We start from the raw sequence: 18,930 nt of genomic DNA, 5'->3' as shown, positions 1-18,930 counted from the left end.
CGCGTGGGGCCGTCGACGCTCGGGTGTACACGGGGGGACGCGCGTCAGGCGCCCTGGGAAGGACTCAGGACGTCGGAGAACGCGGCGTTCAGCTTCTCCTGCCGGGACCGCCCGGCCTCGCCGCCCGTTTCGGCGGAGGGGGCGGCCGTCGACGCGGTCGGGCCGGGGGGCCCGCCGACGGCCTCCGAGGCGTGTCCCGCGGGGAGGATCTCGGCGTGCAGGACGTATCCCCGGCCCCACGGTTCGACGGAGAGGATCCGGTAGGAGGCCCCCCGGGCGAGGATGATCTCGCGCTCGCCGGGGTACAGGCTCCGGTCGCCCACCCACAGGCCCCGCGTGCCCGGCGGTAGGGAGAAGCGGATGAGATCGGTCGGGGAGCCGCCCGCCGCGCCGGGACGAGTGCCCAGGGAGACGGACATGTAGCCCGGATCCGTGAAGGTTCGACCGATCAGGGACGCGGGGTCGGTCGTGCCGCCCGGGGCCAGGTGCTCGAAACCGAACACCCCCCGTACCGCTTCGACCCCCTCCGGCAGGCTCTGCCCGGTGGCGCGGTCCAGGTGCTCGATGATGTTCAGGACGTCCCGCGCGTCGGGGTAGCTCCCGCGTCCCCTCTTGTCGGGGAGTGTGTCGGCGATCAGGCCCGCGCCGCCCGCGCGGCTCCGGAGGTTCTCCAGGGCGACGTCGGGATGGGGGGCGTCGACGACGCTCCTGACGACCGCCTCCTGCTCCGGGGTGAGCGTCCCGCCGTCCAGGAGCCGCGGCAGGATCTCCAGGGCCGGCCACCGGCCGCCGTTGATCTCGTAGAGGGTCCAGCCGGGGTGCGCGCGGCTCTCCTCCCGTCGCCGGTCGAGTTCGGCCTGGACGGTGGCCTCGTCCAGTGGCCGCAGACGGGAGAACTCGGCGACCCAGCCCTCGGCCGTGTAGGCGTCGACGAATCTGCGGGTCCGAGGCGGGAGCGCGTCGTAGGTGTTGGCGTTGAAGCCGGGGTCGTGCAGGAGCCGGCCGTAGGGGAGGACGTCGGCTTCGGAGGGGAACCGGAGGATCCCCGTGGAGTCCCGCCGCCCCAGACCGTGGTCGGGGATCTCGGACGACGCCGCCTCGTCGGTCGGGCCCGTGTCGCGCGAGAAGGCGTCGGGGGCGGGGCCGGTGAGGGCGGTGGTGTCCTCGGTACCGGGCACCTCGGTCTCCCGAGGGGCGGGGGGGAGGGACCCGAGGGTGCCGCGCTCCTCGGTTCCGCTGCTCTCCTCGGCCGTTTCGGTCGCGTGCGGTTCCGGTGAGGGCGGCGGAGAGCCTTCCTCGGTCGTGGTGCGCGGGTCGGTGCGCGGTGCGGGCGGGTCCTCGTGGGAGGTGGTCTCCTCCGAGACCGTGCTCGCCGGCTTCGGGGCCGGTGGTGTCGGGGTCTCGCCGCCGGTCGTTCCTTCGGTTCCGGTGGTCTCTCCCGTGGGCGCGGTGTCCGTCGGGTCGGTCTCGGCGTGTCCGGGGTCGGGCGGGAGGGGCGTCGGCGGGGTGTGGGCGGGTCGGGGGCGGGGTGAGCCGGGTGGGGTGGCGTCGTAGATGTCGGTGTCGTCGAGGGTGGTCTCGGCCGTGGGCGCGGGTGGCGGAAGCACGCTGCCCGTCGGCCCCTCGCTCCCGTGACCCTCCTCCGCCAGGCCCATCGGGGACGTCATGAACGGCGGCAGCCCGATGCTCCACGCGGGCCGCTCGGAGCCGCCGACACCGTCCGAGACGAAGAAGTCGTCGTGGAGCGTCGGTTCCGGTGCCTTCGCGTCGCTCTCCCCGCCGCGCGGCGGGCCGCCCTCCGACTCCGTCTGCGGCACCGCCGGGGTCCGCGCCCCCCGCAGGTCGCGCAACGCGTCGACCAGATCCCGCATCGTGGAGTTCCGGACCCTCTCCGCTGCGTGGTAGGCGTCCTCCAGTTCGCGGTAGCGCTGCTGGAGGCTCAGACCGCCGGCGCCGGGGTCGTCGACCTGGCCGACGAACGAGAACAGCTCCCCGCGCGTCTTGAAGTACGCCGCGTCCGCCTTGGTGAACGCCGACTCCGCCTTCGCGTACCGCTCGATCGCCGGGGAGTCGGTGTCCAGCCCCCAGGACCGCGCCTGGTCGGCGTCGACCCAGCGCAGCACCGAGGAGTTGGCCTGTCCCCCTCGCGGAAGGGCCGTGCCGTTCGTGCTCTCCGCCCAGATGAGCCAGCGGGCCGGGACGCGCACGAGGAACATCCGCTTGGTCCCCGGGCCGCTCGCCACGGCTCCGTGCCGCTGTGCGGCGGAGTTGCCTCCGCGGGCACCGCTCAGGGCGGCGGACTCGGCCTCCCCGGCTTCGCGGACGCGGTCCTGCGGACGCCCGGTCTCCGTGGCCTGGCCGCCCACTCCCAGGTTGCCCACCTTCTGCTCCGCCGTGGTGTGCGACTGTCGCCCGCCCTCCTGGTCCGAGTCGCGGGCGCGGCTGTCGGTGCTGACGCCTTCGATCGTGGCCGACCCGGTGTCGAGCAGGGCCCGCGCCTTGACCACCGACTTCCCGAACTCCGCCAGCACGGTGGGCTCCCGCGTCGCGTCGGGGGTCAGCGACAGCAACAGCATCTCGTCCTTGCGCGCGGTGATCCCCTCGGCCCGGTCGATGTTCGAGATGCGGTCGTCCAGGTACCGGGTGGCCGACGCGACCTCGGCGGCGTTGAGGTCGAGCCTGCCGTTCGGACTCGTCCACCCGTTGATCAGGGCGGTGTTGACCACGGCGGCGTCGAGCAGGACCTTCGCCTCGCCCTCGATCGCGACGGGGATCGCGGCGAGGCCACCCTCCCCGTCCTGGAAGCCGGTCCCCTGCGGCCCCTTGCGGCCCGCCACCCAGGTGTCGACGTAGGCGGAGCCGTCCAGGTCGATGACCGCCGGTTCGTAGTGCGGGCCGGGCCGGGGGGCGTCCCCCGTGGGCTCCGTCGTCTCCAGGTAGGGCAGGGGATGGACGCTCTCCTGCCCGGTGTCGTCGGCCGTGGCGGTGTACACCCGATCGCCGATGGACAGGTGCGCGTTCACCCGGATCGACGTGGTGACCTTGGCGTACGGAGAGAACAGCACCCGTTCCTGCGTCTCCTCGCGCGCGGTGCCCCCGGAGGAGGAGTCCTCGGTGAACGACTGCCGTCGGAACGCGGGGGTGCCGCCCGCGTTGACGGCACCGGTCTGTCTCCCGGTCGCGGGGTCCTCCCTGTTCCCGATGGGCGCGAGCAGGTCGACCGCCCCGCCGAAGCCCCGACCCCGGATCCTCGTGTTGGTCTCGGAGTCGGCGGTGATCTTGATGTTGCGGTCGACGTACTCCATCTGCCCGCCGAGCTGGTCGACGCGGGCGGGTCCCCGTTCGATGTCGAGGGTGAGTTTCGCGACGCGTGACCGGTTCTTGATCCGCAGATCCGGTTCGAGCGGGTCCAGCCGTGTCCCCGTGGGTTTCACCAGTACGTCCATGCTCGACCGGTTGCCCTCGATGTGTTCGCCGACCTCCTTGATGAGATCCTCGCGGGAGTGGACCGTCAGCTCCCACCCGTCCCGTTCCAGTTGCCGTACCAGGTCGTCGACCAGTGCGGGGACCCGGACGGGGCGTGAGTCGAACCCCTTGCCGGCCAGGTCCGGCTTGACGCCCAGACCGCCGGGAGGAGCCTGGGGAGGGCGCTGGGTACCCGGCACGACCGTGCCGTCGGGCAGCCAGGTGAGGCGGTCGTGGACGAGCCCCTGCGAGAACACCCACAGCGCGGGCACCATCATCTTCTGGGCGTCCTTGACCGGCGCGAACCAGGCCGAGTGATCGCTCTCCTTCGTGGACCGCGGAACCGAGAAGAGGAGGTCGAAGTCCTTCTTGTGCTCGGTGGCCTGGATGATCACGCCGTCGGTGACGAACTCGAAGGTGGCGCCGGTGAACTTCACCTCGTGTCGGGTCCGGTACGACACCGAGGACGACTGGCCCTGACCGTGCCCGTACGGCGTGTACCGGGCCTCCAGGCCGGGCTGGACGATGGGCCCGGAGGTGCCGCGCGGGGCCTGGCCGGGTGTCTCGGCCGTCGGCTGGGGGTTGAAGGCCCCTCGGGCGGCGACCGAGATCGTGAACGTGGTCTCGTGGGAGCGCCCGAAGCCGAAGGAGATCTCCCGCACCCGGTTGGGTTCCATCACCGCGAACTCGCGCAGGACGGCCGACACGACGTGGGTGGGCACGTACCAGGTCACCGTGGTCGGACGGGTCCGCTGGGGGGCGATGCCGTCGTCGAGTTGCAGCCGGAACCGGTCGCCGGTGCTCCGCGTGAGGCCGGGCGAGGCCGCCAGCGTCTGCGACGACGTGTGGGCGGCGATGATGGCCGCGCTGCCGTCGCGGGAGGCCACCGATCGCGAGAACGACCAGTGGTCGCGGTCCAGGGCCGCGTAGGTGAGGGACCCCACGGTGATCACGTGCTCGCCGCGGCGGAAGACGGCGGGGTTGAAGGCCTGGACCGTGCCGAACGTGTCGGACAGCAGCTCCGCCCGGGGGGTGCGTCGGATGGCCAGGGGCGGCGGTGTGGCGTCGCGCCCCCGCGGGGTGCGGCCCGTCGTGTCGTTTCCGGTGGTCCGACGGTCGGTCCCCTCCTGCCGCCCCGTCGTCGTCGCGGTGACGTCGCCCGGGGTGGTGGTCCGGGGCGGGTTCCCGGTCGTGGCGCGGGGCGTGGTGACGGTGGTCGTCCCCGGCGGATCGCCGCCGGTGGTCCGGGGCGGGTTCCCACCGTCGGTCCGGGGCGCCGACTCCCGGGGCTCGGGTACCTCCGTGACCGTCTCCAGCGCGTGCGGGGCCGACCCGTGGATCCGCACGATGCGCGGGCCGGTGGTGACGAAACCGTCGGGCCCCTCCCGGAAGAGGCGGGAGGCCGTGGGCGCCGGGAGTCTCCGGGGCGGTGCCGGATTCTCGGCGGGTGGGACGTCGAGCGGAACGCGGCGTCCCACCCGGGGCGTGTGCAGTTCCACCCGGGCCCGGGGCGAAGGGACGTCCCCGTCGCCGTTGCCGAAGATCTCGCGCCCCATGCCGGTGCTGGACACGGCCTCGGACCGCGAGGAGCGCGGGACCAGGCCGTCCTTGGGGCCGAACCACGCCGAGAACTCCGCGTTCGCGAAGAGACGGCGACTACCGCTCTTGTCCTTGACGTTGGTCTCGCCCGTCGACGACACGCCGTGTTCGCTTCGCTGCCTCGCGCGGAACTCGTTGGAGGCGCGGACGTACACACCGCCCGCCTCGGAGGGGTTGCCGAAGGAGTCGAGGCCGGTGCCGACGCTGCGGGCCGTGAAACCGAACCGTCCCTCGGCGGTGACCGAGGTGATCTTGCCCGCCTGGCGGTTCAGGCCCGACGACGAACCGGTGGTGGTGCCGGTGTGCGACTTCTCAAGGGGATCGGCCTCGGAGTAACCGGTGATCCTGGCCCGGGGCCACACGGAGATGTGGTCGTGGACCGTGACGCGGCGTTCCCTGAACTCGTTGAGCCAGGGCAGCACCTTCGTCTCGACCAGCTTGATCTCCAGCTGCCCGGACAGCCAGGCGTCCGGGTCGGACCGGAAGGAGGTCGCGTTGACCTTGGCGAGGAGCGCCTCGGTGTTCTTCCGGGCCTGGGCCTTGTTGCGCCGGTGGTTCCAGCCCGCGTGCGAGCGCCTGGGCTCCGGGGTGCCGGGCAGGGCGAGGTGCGGCAGCACCAGACCGGGGTACTGCCGGTCGATCTCCGTCAGAAGCCGGTGCGCGTAGTCCCGGAAGAAGGGGCGCGCCGGCTCCTCGTCGGGGGTCCGGATCTCGGTGCCGTCGGGGTGGGTCACGTCGCGGACCAGGGCGTCGCCGAGGTGGGTCGGTCCGCCCTCACGGTCCAGGAAGGGGTCTCCCGTCCGAGTGACGGGCTTCGTCTCGGGCCTTCCCTCGGCGAGCCGGCGGACGTCGTCCGCGGTGAGGGCCTCGGTCGCGGAGACGTCGAACAGGGTGGGAGCGGTGTCGCCGTCGAGCCACACGGCGATCGTGCGCCGCGTCCTGTACACGGCCGTGTCGGTGCTGTGGAACAGGTGCGAGTCCCACGTGTTGTCCGAGCGCCCCCGGCCGCGGGTCCACACCTTCTGGAAGCGCGTCTCGAAGGAGGGGGCCTCCACCCGGAACATGTCGCCGGGCAACCGTGACACGATGCCGGCCGACACCCCGACGAAGAAGCCCTTGAGGCGGTTGGAGAGCTGACCGGACCCACGGGTGAGGCGGTCGGTCATCTTGATGTTGAAGTTCTTGGGGATGTCCGGGACGAGTTCCATGGAGATCGGATGGGACCAGAGCGTGATCAGCCGTGAGCCGCCCTCGGCGTCGGGCACGCTCACGGTCCGGGGCTCGCTCGTCATGGTGGGCAGCTGGGTCATGACGATGTCGTCGGAGAACACCTCCATCACACCGCGTCGGTCCAGTTCGCGGTGCAGGGCCCGCGACCCGGTCTTGGGCTGGGACACCACGGCCGGGGCGTCAGCGTCCCCCCGGGTGCGGTGGAGCACCCTGCGGGTGCCGGCGCCCGTCCCCGGCGGCTCGAACCCGAGACGCTCGGCGATCCAGGAGTTCAACGTGGTGGGCGGGGCGTCGTCCTCCGAGCGGGACGTGCCGCTCCCCTCGGAACCGGACCCGTCGGACTCGCCGGTGGCGCGGCGGGTGATGGAGTCGATCGCGATGGGGTGTGAGTTGGCCAGGTAGCCGCCGTACCTGCGGTCGTCACTGTTCGTCCTGGTATCGCGGGTGTTGTCGGTCCCGTTGCCGCCGGTGGTGTTCGTTTCCGTGGTGTTCGTGCCGGTGGCGGTGGCGGTGTCCGCCCCGGTGCCGTGGGTGGTGGAGCCGGTGCCGTTGTTCCCGGAGGTGCCCGTTCCGGTGCCGTTGCCGGTCCCGGTGCCATCGGTACCGGTGGTGTTCGTTCCGGCCCCACCGGTTCCGGTGCCGTTGGAGGGCGGTGTCACCGGCGGCGCCCACAGGTCCGTGAACGTGATCCGCGCGGGCAGGTCGTCACGGTGCTGCACCCCGCCCATCAGGACGAGTTCCACCCCCTGCGGAATGCGGGCCGGGGGCGGGGTCCGCGGAGCGTTCCGTCGGGTCCCGCCACCTCCGTCGGTGGTGGTCGTGGTCGGTGGCGGGTTTCCCGAGGTGTCCGGTGGGGTCCCGTCGGCGGTGGTCGTGGTCGGTGGCGGGTTCCGCCGGGTGAGCAGCTCGATGCCGTCGACCCCCTCGGTGGCGGTCGTGGCCGTTGGCGGATCCCCCGAGGCGTCCCTTCGGGTACCACCGGTTCCCTCGGTGGTGGTCGGTGGCGGGTCCCCCGAGTCGTTCCGCCCGGTTCCACCGGTCGCCTCGGGGGTGGCCCTCGCCGGGCGCGGGCCTCCCTCGACCTGCCATGTGGCGGTCAGGTCGCTGTTGTAGGTCTCCCCCGCACCGGCCATCTCCGTGGTCAGGAGCTGAGTGTGGTTCGTGTCGCCGGACTGTTGCTGTACCGCCGAACCCCCGAAGGCCGACACCCGGCCGCCGACCGCGGGGGCCGGGATGGCGTCCACGCCGAAGAGGTTGGCCTGGACGCCCACGACCGGTCGTCGGGCCTTACCGGAGAGTCCGGACTCGCCCCTCGACGTCTGGGTCTGCTCGTCGTGCAGGCCCTTGTACTTGGCCGTCGCGGCACCAGGCCGGTCCCGCCCGCCGCTGCGCCACGCGTTCTCCGAGCTCAGACGCAGCGTGTAGGTCCTGCCGTCGGAGGAGGTCCGGCTGACGCCGTCGGGGGAGAAGAAGTCCCGGGCGTCGGTGGTGAGTCCGTTCCCCAGGAGGGCGCGGACGTCGTCGGGCAGCCCCGGGAACGTGTCGAGGACGGCGTCGGGGTCGACCCGGACGCCGTAGGACTCGATCCACCGCGACTCGATCAGGTAGTTGAGCCGTAGGGCGTCCGGGTCCCCCTCGGTACGGGAGGTGCCCACAGGAGGTGGCGGGACCCTGCCCGGAGGTCCCTCCGGAAGGGCGGGGGCCTTCGGGGCGGGCTCGGGAGCCTCGGTCTCCTTCGGAGCCCTGCTCGTGCCCGACTCCGGGTCCCCGCCGGTCTCACCGCCGGTCGCCTCGGTCCCGGTCCGCTCGGCCGTCGGCTCGGGCCGCTTCGTGGGGGGCCTTTCGACCTCCTTGCCCTTCGGTTCCCTGGTCTCGGGCGTCTTCTCCTCGGATCCCTCGGCCTCGGACTCCTCTGCCTCGGGGCCTTCGGCCGGGGGTTTCTCCGTTTCCGGTGCCTTCACGCCGGATTCCTCGGTCTCGACCTCCTTGCCCTTCGGTTCCCTGGTCTCGGGCGTCTTCTCCTCGGATCCCCCTGCCCCGGATTCCTCCGCCTCGGGGTCCTTCACCTCCGTGAAGGGGTCCGGCAGGCCGTCGCGCTCGCCTCGCGGGTCGACCGATCCGCCCTCGGAGCCGACGGACACGTCCTCCGCCGCGACCTCGGACTCCGTGGCCGGGGGAGTGGGCGGGCCCGGCTCCTCGGTGAGGCCGCTGGTACCGGGCGTCTCCTCGGGACCGGACTCCGGCAGCAGGCCCGGCTCCCTCTCGCGGCGGGGCGGCCCCTGGAGCGGATCGCGGCCACCGCCCGTTTTCGGCGCACGCGAGGTCTCCGCCTCGGAGCCGCTCCTGCGGTCGGCGGACTCGACCGGCGGGGGCGCTCCCACGACGGAGGTGTCGGACACGGTCGTCTCGGCGGACTCGCCCGAGGAGGGCGGGGCGCCCCCGGTGTCCGGGGTCTCCTCGCCTTCGGCGGCCGGTTCCTCCCGATGGAGGGACACGGGGTCGTCCTGGCGGGCGGAGGCCTCGCCCTCGCGGTCGGCGACCGAGAACCCCTTCTCACCCCCCTTCTCCACGCCGGTGTCCTCGGTGGGGTCGGTGACGGGGGTTTCCCCGTGCCCTTCGCCCCGGGTGCTCTCGCCCTGGGCGGCGGGGGTTTCCTCGTGCCCGGTGAGGTCGTTCTCCGGATCGGGGAGGGGGGACCCCGCGTCCTCCTCGCCGCCCTCCTCCCGGACCGGGGGAACCGGACCGTGTTCCTCCCCGGTGGGCGGCGCGGCCGAGTCCGAGCCGGTGGCCTCCGGCCCGCGGCCGTCCGAGAACGGCGGCTCCGCCGACGGCGCGGCGGGGACCGCCTCCGGAGGAGCGGGCGTGCTCTCCGTTCGCGATGCGCGCACCTCGTCCGAGGTGCGCTCGGCGTCCCACGGCGTGCCGTCCGCCTCCGTGACGGGCGGGCCGCCCGTCACCACGGGCGGATCCGAGGAGGCGAGCACGTCCTCGTGCGCGGTGTCCTCGGAGCCGCCCGTCTCCGCGGTGTCGTGGACACCGTCCCGCGACGGGCCCGAGCCCGCACCCTCCGGACGTCCGGAGGCCGAAGCCCCGGGCGCGCCCGAGGACGGGGACGGCGACGCGGGCGACCCGGAGGGCGGCGCGGGAGCCGCCACCACCGGAGGCGGCACGGGCGCGCCCTCGGAGCCGGTCCCCCCGACGTCACCGTTCAGGGAGCGGAAGAACTCACCGATGTCGATGCCCTCGGCCGGGCCCTCCGACGAGCGCGGGTCGAACCGTCCGGACCCGTCGTCCGGCGACAGACGTGGGAGGCCCCCCTCGGCGTCCGCGTCCCCGCCCGTGCCCCGGCCCTCCCCGTGGAACGACCCGTCCTCGGACGAGGGGGAGATCGGGGTCTCGGAACCGTTCCCGTGAGAGCCCCCGTGCCCCTGAGCGGTGGGCGCGCCGGACGTCGGCGGGGCGGTCTCCTCCTCGGAGCGCTCCCGGTCCGGGGGTGCCTGCGCGGACCGGTCGCCGCCGGTGTCCCGGACCGTGGGGGGCGGTTCCACCAGGGTGGCCGGAGGTGTGCGCCCGGTCCCGCCGGTGCGGTCCCCGCCCGTGGTGTCGTCCGCCCCCTCGCGCTCCGGTGCCGGGGCGGGTGGCCGGCCGGGCCGGTCCCGGTCTCCCTCGCCGGAGGCGGCCGTACCGTCGGACTGCGGCGCGGAGCGCTCCCCGCCGCGTCCGCCCGTGCCGGACTCCGCGTGCGGGGCGCCCGGGGCCCGCCGTCCCGGGTCCTCGTCACCCCTCGGGCGCGCGGCGGAGTCCTCCCCGCCCCGGGACGTCTCCCCGCCGTCCCCGCCGTCCCCGTCGTCCGACCGGTCCGAGAGGTCCGACGGGGCGATGGTCGACACGTCGTCGCCGTCCCCGTCGTAGCTCTCGAAGGACGACATGTCGTCCCCGCCGCCGCCCCGCAGGCGCAGGATCGGTCCGTCGTCGGACTCGAAACCACGGTTCCCACCTCGTGGCGGGGGCGTCTCCCAGCCCGACGACACGCTGGAGGCGTCGTCGTCGGAGACCGTCCCCCGGGACCCCGGGTCGGGGCGGCCCGGCCCCGGCCCGTCGAGGTCGAGTGCCGGACGGTCGTTGAGGTCGCGCAGGTGGCTGAGGGAGTCGAGGCCCTTGAGGCCGCCGGCCACGGCCAGGTCGTGGACCACCGAGGTCGAGGCCCCGGCGACCGCCGACATGCCCGACGCCGACCACTCCTGCTCGGGCGAGAACCACAGGTTCGTGAGTCCCTCGCCCACGTAACCCTCGAACGCCCCGGAGGCCGCGCCGATGCCCAGCGACGTGGCCCGGTCGCGCCAGCGGGCGCCGAAGTCGGCCACCGTGCGGCCGAAGGCCTCCGGCACGTCCCGCGCCAGGTGGTCCCGGGTGCTCTGGGGGAGCGGCGCGGAGGCCAGCACGTCGTCCAGGGAGGAGGTCATGCGCGGCGTGTTCCAGGTGCGCAGCAGCGTCTTGGCGTAGTCCCGTCCCAGGTTCCGGGCGGCGGCGTCGCCGATCGTGTCCCCGAAGTGGCGGGCGAACATGTCGCCGGACCCGTCGACGAACCGCCGGGCGTGGTCCAGGCCCACGCTCGCGGTGTTGGGTCGCTGGGCCGCGCCGAGGAACTCGTTGGAGTTGCGCGCGAACAGGTTGACCAGGTCGCGGTTGAACTCCGGGGTGATGCTTCCCGGGGGCGTCGGGACGCGCACCGGGGGGACGTCGGGTCCGTCGCCGGGGGGATCCCGGGGCGGCGGGGTCGGGCCGTCGCCGGTCGGGTCCCGCGGCGGGGGCGTCGGGTCCGGGGTGTCCCGGGGCGGCGGGGTCGTGAACGTGTCGGAGATGTCCCGCGGCGGGGGAGTGGTCGAGTCGGGTCCCGCCTCCCGTCCGGGCGGGCCGGTCGGCGGGTCGGGGAGGATGTCGCGGGTGGGCGGCGGCGGGGGCGCGGGCGGGTCGGGGAGGTTCTTGCCGAAGAGCTTGGCCAGCTGGCCGCTGAGGAACAGGTCCGCGCCGAACGACAGGCCCGCGCCGAGCAGGCCCTCGACGAACGCGCCCGCGGCGGCCATCCGGGTGAGTTCCTTGTCCCATCCCTCCCGGTTCCCCTGGTCCATCTGGATGCGCTGGATCAGCAGGTCCATCGTCACGCCGAACATCTGCGCGATGAACAGGTGGCTGAGCAGGTTCCACACCAGCCAGTTGAGGATGCGCCGGATGATCTGGCTCTTGATGAACTTGAACAGGGGGATCAGTTTCAGCGACGCGCCGAAGGTGAACTTGGCCGTGGCGATCGCCCAGGCGATCTCCAGCACCAGCTGGATGAGCTGGCCGATGATCATCCACTTGGCGTACTCGACCTGGTTGGCCGCGTCCTTGGCGTACTGGCGGATCTCTCCGGCCAGCTCGGCGGCCTCGCCGATGTAGTCGCGCTCGCCGGCGGTGAACTGGGCCAGGGAGTTCTCGAAGTACTCGGTGGTGCGGCTGTCGAACGTGGACCGCACCTTGCGCCGCAGTACCAGCACCAGGTCGGGCAGTTCGGTGGCGAGGATGTACTCGACGGTCGCGTACGCGTCGGAGAGGTCCCGCAGTCGGTCCTCGTCGACCTTGGGCCACCGGGTCCCGGTGAGCCCGTAGAAGAGGTTGGCCAGTTCGTCGGGGATCTCCATCCCCATGTGCGCCCTCGCGTCCTGCCGGTCGGTCGCCTCGTGTCCGTGCCGGGGCCTCACGGGCCGCCCGACGCGATGATCGTAGAGCGGCGCACGGAAGCGCGCACCGGTGTCGCGGACCCCTTTCCGAAGTGTTCGCCCACCGGTCACCGAGAGCGCACCGGCCGGTGGTCGCCCGTCCGAAAACCCTTGTGGGCCAAGGCTTTCCCGTCGCGTGAGCACTCCAGGGAGCGGAAGAACGCCACGGCCGCCCGGAAACGCCGGCAAGGCGCGACACGGCCGGCCCATCACCGACGCCCCGCCGCCCGCGAAGGAGATCGTCGGTCCGGGTTTCGCGGGGACGGGCGGGGCCGACCCGCGTCGCGGTTCCGTCGGACCGCCCCCGCCGGTGAGGGCCCGGGGCCGCGGGGTCCGATCCGACGTACGGAATCCCGTGGGTCGGGGTGTCGGTCATTCATGGTCGGCCATGACCGTGGGTAATGAGAGGAGGTGAGGCCGCTTGCGGGCGGCGTGGTCCTCCGTGCGTCGAGAGGCAGGCCATGAGCACGACCCTGATCGAGGTCGCCCCCGGTGTGCACCGTCTCGGCGACGCGGTGGTGAACTTCTACCTCATGGAGACCGACGAGGGCCTGGTCCTGGTCGACTCCGGTCTGCCCGACCACAGCGCCGTGCTCCTCGACGCCGTGGCCCGGGTGGGCGGCGACCTGCGGGCGGTCGTCCTCACCCACGGGCACGCCGACCACATCGGACTGGCCGCGCGCGCCCTGAGCCGCACCGGGACGACGATCTGGGTGCACGAGGCGGACGCCCCGCTCCTGGGCGGCGGACCCGACCGTGCGATGGCGTACAGCCCGCCCGAGCGTTCGATGGTGCCCTACCTGTTGCGGCGTCCCAAGGTCGCCTGGTTGCTCGCCCACCTCGAAGGGATGGGGGCGTTCAACACGCCACCGATCGCCACCTACTCCACCTTCACCGACGGGCAGGTCCTGGAGGAGGTGCCGGGGAGCCCCCGGGTGGTGGGCGCTCCCGGGCACACCCCCGGGAGCGCGATCCTGGTGTGGCCCGAGCGCGAGGTGGTGTTCACCGGCGACGCCCTGGTCACCCACGACCCGACCACCGGTCGCACGGGGCCCACCGTGGTCAGCCGCATGTCCACGCACGACGGGGCCATGGCGCTGGCGTCCCTGGACCGTTTGGCGGCTTTGGGGGAGAAGGGGACGGTGCTGCCCGGTCACGGGGACCCCTTCACCGCGGGGCCGCGCGCGGCGGCCGAACGGGCCCGGGCGCGGGGGATCGAATAGGCCCCTGTGTTCCGCTCGTCGGCGCGGACCGGTGCCGGGGCGGACAGGGGTGGTGGCCGTGTCGACGAGGTCGACGCGACCACCACCCCGGAGAAGGTCGTCCGGTGTCACTCCACGGGGAGGGTCCTCTCCTCGCGCCGCACCTTCACCTCGGTGATGGTGCGGCCGTTGGTCCGGGTGACCTCCACGGTCCAGTCGTCGAACTCGACCGTCTCACCGGGCTCCCGGGGGATGTGGCCCAGGACGGCGATGATCAGGCCCGCGACGGTGACGTAGTCGCCCTCGGGCGGGTCGTTCAGGGACAGGTCGATGTCGGACAGGTCGTGCACCGGGTAGGTGCCGGGGAGCGTCATGGTCCCGTCCTCGTTGGAGACGACGGTGCGGATGTCGGAGTCGGTCTCGTCGTAGATCTCGCCGACGATCTCCTCCAGCAGGTCCTCCAGGCTGACGATGCCGTCGATGCCGCCCATCTCGTTGACGACCACGGCCAGTTGCTGGCGTTCGGCCGTCATCCGGCGCAGGGCCAGGGAGACGACCAGGGAGTCGGGCAGCAGCATCGGCTCGCGGGCCACGTCCCGGACGGAGCCCGTGCCGCGGACCAGATCGGACCAGTGCACGATGCCCAGGACGTCGTCGAGGTCGTCGTCGGCCACGATCGGCGCGCGCGAGTGCCCGTGCTCGGCGAGCATCCGCGTGGCCTCGTCGGTGGGGGTGGCGGCGGGGATGGTGAAGACGTCGCCTCGGGGGACGACGACCTGGCGGAGCCGGCGGTCGTCGATCTCGAAGGCGCCGCTGATGATGGTGCGCTGCTCGCGGGTCATGCCGCGCTGGGTGGCGAGCATGTCGCGCAGCTCCTCCTCGCCGACCTCCTCGCGCGCGGCGGAGGGGTCGCCGCCGGTGAGGCGTACGACGAGGTCGGTGGACACGCTCAGCAGCCACACGACCGGCCGGGACAGGGTCGCGAGCAGGTTGAGCGGACGGGCGACCATGAGCGCCCAGCCCTCGGCGCGCTGCATGGCGATGCGTTTGGGGGCCAGCTCGCCGAACACGAGGGTCACGAACGTCAGGACGACGGTGACCAGGACCACCGAGACGGGCCCCGCGGCGGACCCGAGGAAGCCCAGCGGCTCGACGAGCGGCCGGGCCAGGGCCACGGCGGCGGTGGCCGAGGCGAGGAAACCGGCGAGGGTGATGCCGATCTGGATGGTGGCGAGGAAGCGGTTGGGGTCGCGGGCCAACCGGGCGACCGCCCTGCCTCCGGGGCCCCGTTCCCCCAGTTGCCTGATCTGGCCTTCGCGCAGGGTGATCAGGGCGATCTCGCTGCCCGCGAACAGGGCGTTGACCAGGACCAGGACCAGGACGAGGCCGACTTGAACCCCGTAACTCTCCATGACTGTCGTCGTCTCCGATGGTGATGGTGGCGGCGGCCTCAAGGCCGTTTCCGTGCCACCTCACCCTTCCACACCGCCCGCGCTCCTTGAGCGAACGGGAGGGCGGGATACGGACGATGCCCTTCCTGGGAGAGGGCGTCCGCTCGGGGAGGACGGCCTGCCCAGGGATGACGGCGCAGGTCACGGTAGGTGTGCGCGGGGCCGGACGAGACCCCTCGCATAGGGGGGATCACGGGGCGACCCGTGGCGCGGCGCACGCCCCCGGCCACCGGGGGCGGACCCGGCGTCCCCCCTCTTCGAGGGGGCGAGGCGCCCTTCCCGTGGTCGGGAGCGGAACGGGTGTCCCGTCCCGGAGAACGGCCGCCCCTCAGCGGAGATCCGCCGCGGCCGCCGGCCGCTCCTCCCACGCCCGCGCGGCCGCGCCGTTGAAGAAGGCGACCTCACCCGAGACCCGGATCCGCACCCGGGCACCGACCTCCGGGACCGGGTGCCGGTGCGACCGCGCCTTGATGCGCGTCCCCGTGCCCTCCACCGCGAGGTGCACCACGCTGTCGTGTCCGGCGAAGGTCACGTCGGCGATCCGTCCGGGCACCCCCTCGTCCGCGCCCTGCTCGCCCTCCACCGCGAAGACGATCCGTTCCGGCCGCACCACGACCGAACCCTCGCCCGGGCCGTCGGCCCCCGTGTACGGGGTCAGCGTTCCCAGGGCGCACTCCACCCGCCCGGAGCGCAGTTCTCCCGGGATCACCACCGTCTCCCCGAGGTACGTGGCCAGACCCGCGTCGCCCGGTCGCTCGTAGACCTCGCGGGGGGTTCCGGTCTGCACGATCACCCCCTCGCGCATCAGCGCCACACCGTCGGCGATCGACAGCGCCTCCTCGGGGTCATGGGTCACCAACAGCGCCGTGACGCCCGCGGTGCGCAACACCTGACGCACCTCCTCGCGCAGTTCCGACCGCAGCGCGGGGTCCAAGGCGTTGAAGGGCTCGTCCAGCAGGACCAGTGCCGGTTCGGGGGCCAGGGCGCGGGCGAGGGCGACCCGCTGCTGCTGGCCACCGGACAGCTCGTGCGGCATCCGGTCCGCGTACCCGGACAACCCGACCAACTCCAGGACCTCCTCCGTGCGCCCGCGGCGGTGGGTCCGCCCACGCCGTCCCAGACCGAAGGCGACGTTGCGGGCCACGGACAGGTGAGGGAACAGCGCCCCCTCCTGGGGGACGACGCCGACGCCCCGGCGTTCCGGGCGCACGTGGTTCGACCGGCCTTCGGCGAGGACCCGGTCGCCGACGCTGATCCTTCCGGCGTCGAGCCGCTCGAAACCGGCGACCAGCCGCAGCAGGGTGGTCTTCCCGCAGCCGGAGGGGCCCAGCAGGGCGCCCAGCGAGCCGTCGGGCACCTCCAGGTCGACACCGTGCAGCACACCGGTGCGGCCGAAGGTCTTCTCCGCCTCTTCGACGATGAGACCGCTCATGGAACTCACCTCTCCATCACCGTGGCCTTGCGGCCGAGGACGAACGCGGGTACCGACGCCAGGACGATGAGCATCATCGCGTAGGGGGCCGCCGCGGCGAACCGTCCCACGTTGGTGGCGCTCCACAACCGCATGGAGATGGTCTCCATTCCGGTCGGGTGCAACATCAGGGTCACCGGGAGTTCCTTCATGCAGGTGAGAAAGACGAGCGTGGCCCCGGCCGCCACCCCGGGCGCCGCCAACGGCAGGGTGATCCCGGTGAACACCTGGGGAGGGGTGCGGCCCAGTGAACGGCCGATCTCCTCCAGCCCCGGCGGGGACTGGGCGACGGCGCTGCGCACCGAGCCGACCGCGGCGGGCAGGAACAACAGCGCGTAGGCGAAGATCATCAGCGGAAGACCCTGGTACAGGGCGAAGGCGTGGTTGACCGCGAAGTAGACCAGGGACACGGCGACCACCACGCCGGGCATCGAGTAGCCCATCCAGGTCGCGCCCTCCAGCAGGCGCGGGATCCGGCCCCGGTGCCGGGCGGCGAGGATGCCCACCGGCAGCGCCAGGACCAGGGTGACCGCCGCACCGGCGGCGGACACACCGAGCGTGGTCACCGCGGTCTCGGCCATGCGCGGCAGGTCGAACCCGGCCGAGGAGCCCCGGACGATCCAGTAGGCCAGGCTGACGATCGGGAAGACCAGGGCCGCCGCCGACACCACCAGGAAGGGCAGCGTCAACACGGCCGCCGTCGACACGCGCACCGCGCGGGCCGGGCCGGGGGGGAGGTGGGCGCCGAGTTCGGCGGCGATGTCCCTGGGCGGGCGCCGGCGGGTCGCGCCGGCGCCGAGCCGGCTGAACCGGGCCCGTCCCCGGGCCCGGGCCTCGCCCCACAGCACGACCAGGGTGACCACGACCAGGATGACGCTCAACGAGGCGGCGCTCGCCATGTCGAACCGGTTGGCGTAGTCGTTGTAGATCGCCCTGGTGAAGGTGTCGTAGCGCAGGGTCGCCACGGACCCGAAATCGGACAGGACGTACAGGGCGACCAGCAGGGATCCCGCCGCCGCGGCGGGCTGCACGTGGCGAAGGGTCACCCGGACGAGCACGTACAGGGGGCCCCGTCCCAGTGCGCGGGCGACCTCCTCCTGGTCGCGGTCGGCGGATCGCAGGGCGGCCACCACGGGCAACAGGACGTAGGGGTAACAGCACAGGGTGAGGACGATCGAGGCGCCGAACAGTCCGCGGACCTCGGGGACCGCCTCCATCCACACCATGGCGGCGACGTAACTCGGGATGGCCAGGGGGAGCGTGGCGACCAACGCCCACAGACGCTGCCCGGGAAGCCGGACCCGGGTGACGAGCAGGGCCAGCCCGATCCCCAGGACCAGGCAGCTCGCGGTGACGATCGCGGTGAGGACGAGGCTGTTGACGAGGAGTTCGAGGGTGCGGCCGCGCAGGAGCGACCCGACGAGGGTGCCGACGCCGTCGCCGAACGCCTGAAGGAGCACGTAGACCAGGGGGAGCACGGCGAACAGCGCGGTGACCCCGGCCAGGAGGTAGAGCGATAGGGATCGGGGCGGGGACATGACGCGGCCGGAGCCGCCCCCGGTCGGGGGCGGCTCCGGCGCGGTGCGCTCCGAGGGGACGCGCGTCACTCCAGGCCCGCCTCGCGGAGCATCTCGACGGTCTCGTCCAGGGAGTGCAGGTCGCTCAGGTCGATGTTCGGCTGCTCCAGGGAGTCGAGCTCCTCCAGACCCTCGCCCAGGGGGACACCCGCCACGAGCGGGTACTCGGAGGTCTCCTGGGTGAAGTAGGTCTGGGCCTCTTCGCCGAGCAGGAACTCCAGGGCGGTCAGCGCGCCCTCGGGGTTGGCCGCGTCGGCGGTGATGCCGGCGCCGGCCACGTTCACCAGGCCGCCCGCGTCACCGGCGGGGAGGTAGTGCACCTCGGAGGTGACGGCGTCGGCGCCCTGCTCCTTGACCCGCTCGTACCAGTAGTAGTGGTTGTTGAGGCTGAGGTCGATGTCGCCCGACTCCAGGGCGTCGAGCATCGAGCGGTTGTTCTCGAAGGTCTGGACGTCGTTGGCGACCATGTCGTCCAGCCACTGACGGGCGGCCTCCTCGCCCTCGATCACCCGCAGGCCGGTGACGAACGCCTGGAACGAGGCGTTGGTGGGGGCGATGCCCACCCGTCCCTCCCACTCGGGGTCGGTCAGGTCCAGGACGCTGTCGGGGACCTCGTCGACGTCGGCGGGGTCGAAGACGATGACACGGGAGCGGCCGGAGACGCCGACCCACTGGTCACCGGCGTCGCGGTACTGCTCCGGGACCAGGTCGGTCACCTCGGCGGGCAGGTCGGCGAGCGATCCCTCTTGGACGAGCAGGCCGAGGGCCCCGGCGTCCTGGGCGATGAACAGGTCGGCGTTGGTGTTCTCGCCCTCGGTGACGATCTGGTTGGCCATCTGGGCGGTGTCGCCGTAGCGGACGTCGATCTCCAGACCGGTCGCTTCGCGCATCTGCTCGATCAGGGGGTCGATGAGCTCCTGGTCGCGGCCGGAGTAGATGACCAGGGCGCCCGCCTCTTCGGCGGCGCCGTCGCCTCCTTCCGTGGCGGACGTCCCCTCGCCACCGCAGGCGGTGGCCATCAGGGCGAGGACGGGGACGACGATCAGACCGAGCCCGAACCTTCGGGGTACGACGTTCATCGGGGGATCTCCTACCGAGTTGTGCTGGTACATGGACTCGGCCGGCCCGAGCTCTCTACAAAGGCGAGCCTAACCTAGGCCAGGCTCGCCTTACAAT

6 protein-coding genes are annotated in these 18,930 nt (G+C 73.0%); 1 reads left to right on the top strand and 5 read right to left on the bottom strand.

Annotation, left to right across the window (positions count from 1 at the left end):
• Positions 1-44: 44 nt before the first annotated feature.
• Positions 45-11,981 (bottom strand): WXG100-like domain-containing protein, encoded by an 11,937-nt coding sequence (locus PWG71_RS11240; RefSeq protein WP_274809616.1) that lies wholly within the window; start codon positions 11,979-11,981, stop codon positions 45-47.
• 533 nt (positions 11,982-12,514) lie between these two features.
• Between PWG71_RS11240 and PWG71_RS11235 the strand changes: the two genes are divergently transcribed.
• On the top strand, positions 12,515-13,276 hold the full coding sequence (locus tag PWG71_RS11235) for an MBL fold metallo-hydrolase (RefSeq protein ID WP_274809615.1): 762 nt from the start codon (positions 12,515-12,517) through the stop codon (positions 13,274-13,276).
• 107 nt (positions 13,277-13,383) lie between these two features.
• On the opposite strand, the gene PWG71_RS11230 is transcribed toward PWG71_RS11235, so the two are convergent.
• From PWG71_RS11230 to PWG71_RS11215, 4 genes are all read right to left on the bottom strand, one after another.
• Positions 13,384-14,667 carry a hemolysin family protein gene (locus PWG71_RS11230; protein WP_274809614.1) on the bottom strand — a complete coding sequence of 428 codons (1,284 nt, stop codon included), beginning with the start codon at positions 14,665-14,667 and terminating at the stop codon, positions 13,384-13,386.
• 367 nt (positions 14,668-15,034) lie between these two features.
• Entirely contained in the window at positions 15,035-16,138 is a 1,104-nt protein-coding gene (locus PWG71_RS11225; RefSeq protein WP_274809613.1) for an ABC transporter ATP-binding protein, read from the bottom strand.
• Positions 16,139-16,143: 5 nt separating this feature from the next.
• Entirely contained in the window at positions 16,144-17,784 is a 1,641-nt protein-coding gene (locus PWG71_RS11220) for an ABC transporter permease (protein ID WP_274809612.1), read from the bottom strand.
• Entirely contained in the window at positions 17,781-18,833 is a 1,053-nt protein-coding gene (locus tag PWG71_RS11215; protein ID WP_274809611.1) for an iron ABC transporter substrate-binding protein, read from the bottom strand. The genes PWG71_RS11220 and PWG71_RS11215 overlap by 4 nt, the downstream gene beginning before the upstream one ends.
• Positions 18,834-18,930: the final 97 nt, after the last annotated feature.

Source organism: Nocardiopsis sp. N85 (genome assembly GCF_028882275.1).
Classification (GTDB): Bacteria; Actinomycetota; Actinomycetes; order Streptosporangiales; family Streptosporangiaceae; genus Nocardiopsis; species Nocardiopsis lambiniae.
Note: the sequence above shows the minus strand (reverse complement) of the source record. Positions and strands in the feature narration are given on the sequence as shown.

Excerpts from the sequence above, each read along its gene's own strand:
- PWG71_RS11235 (WP_274809615.1), top strand. The coding sequence starts at position 12,515 with ATGAGCACGACCCTGATCGAGGTCGCCCCCGGTGTGCACCGTCTCGGC.
- PWG71_RS11225 (WP_274809613.1), bottom strand. The coding sequence starts at position 16,138 with ATGAGCGGTCTCATCGTCGAAGAGGCGGAGAAGACCTTCGGCCGCACC.
- PWG71_RS11230 (WP_274809614.1), bottom strand. The coding sequence starts at position 14,667 with ATGGAGAGTTACGGGGTTCAAGTCGGCCTCGTCCTGGTCCTGGTCCTG.
- PWG71_RS11240 (WP_274809616.1), bottom strand. The coding sequence starts at position 11,981 with ATGGGGATGGAGATCCCCGACGAACTGGCCAACCTCTTCTACGGGCTC.
- PWG71_RS11215 (WP_274809611.1), bottom strand. The coding sequence starts at position 18,833 with ATGAACGTCGTACCCCGAAGGTTCGGGCTCGGTCTGATCGTCGTCCCC.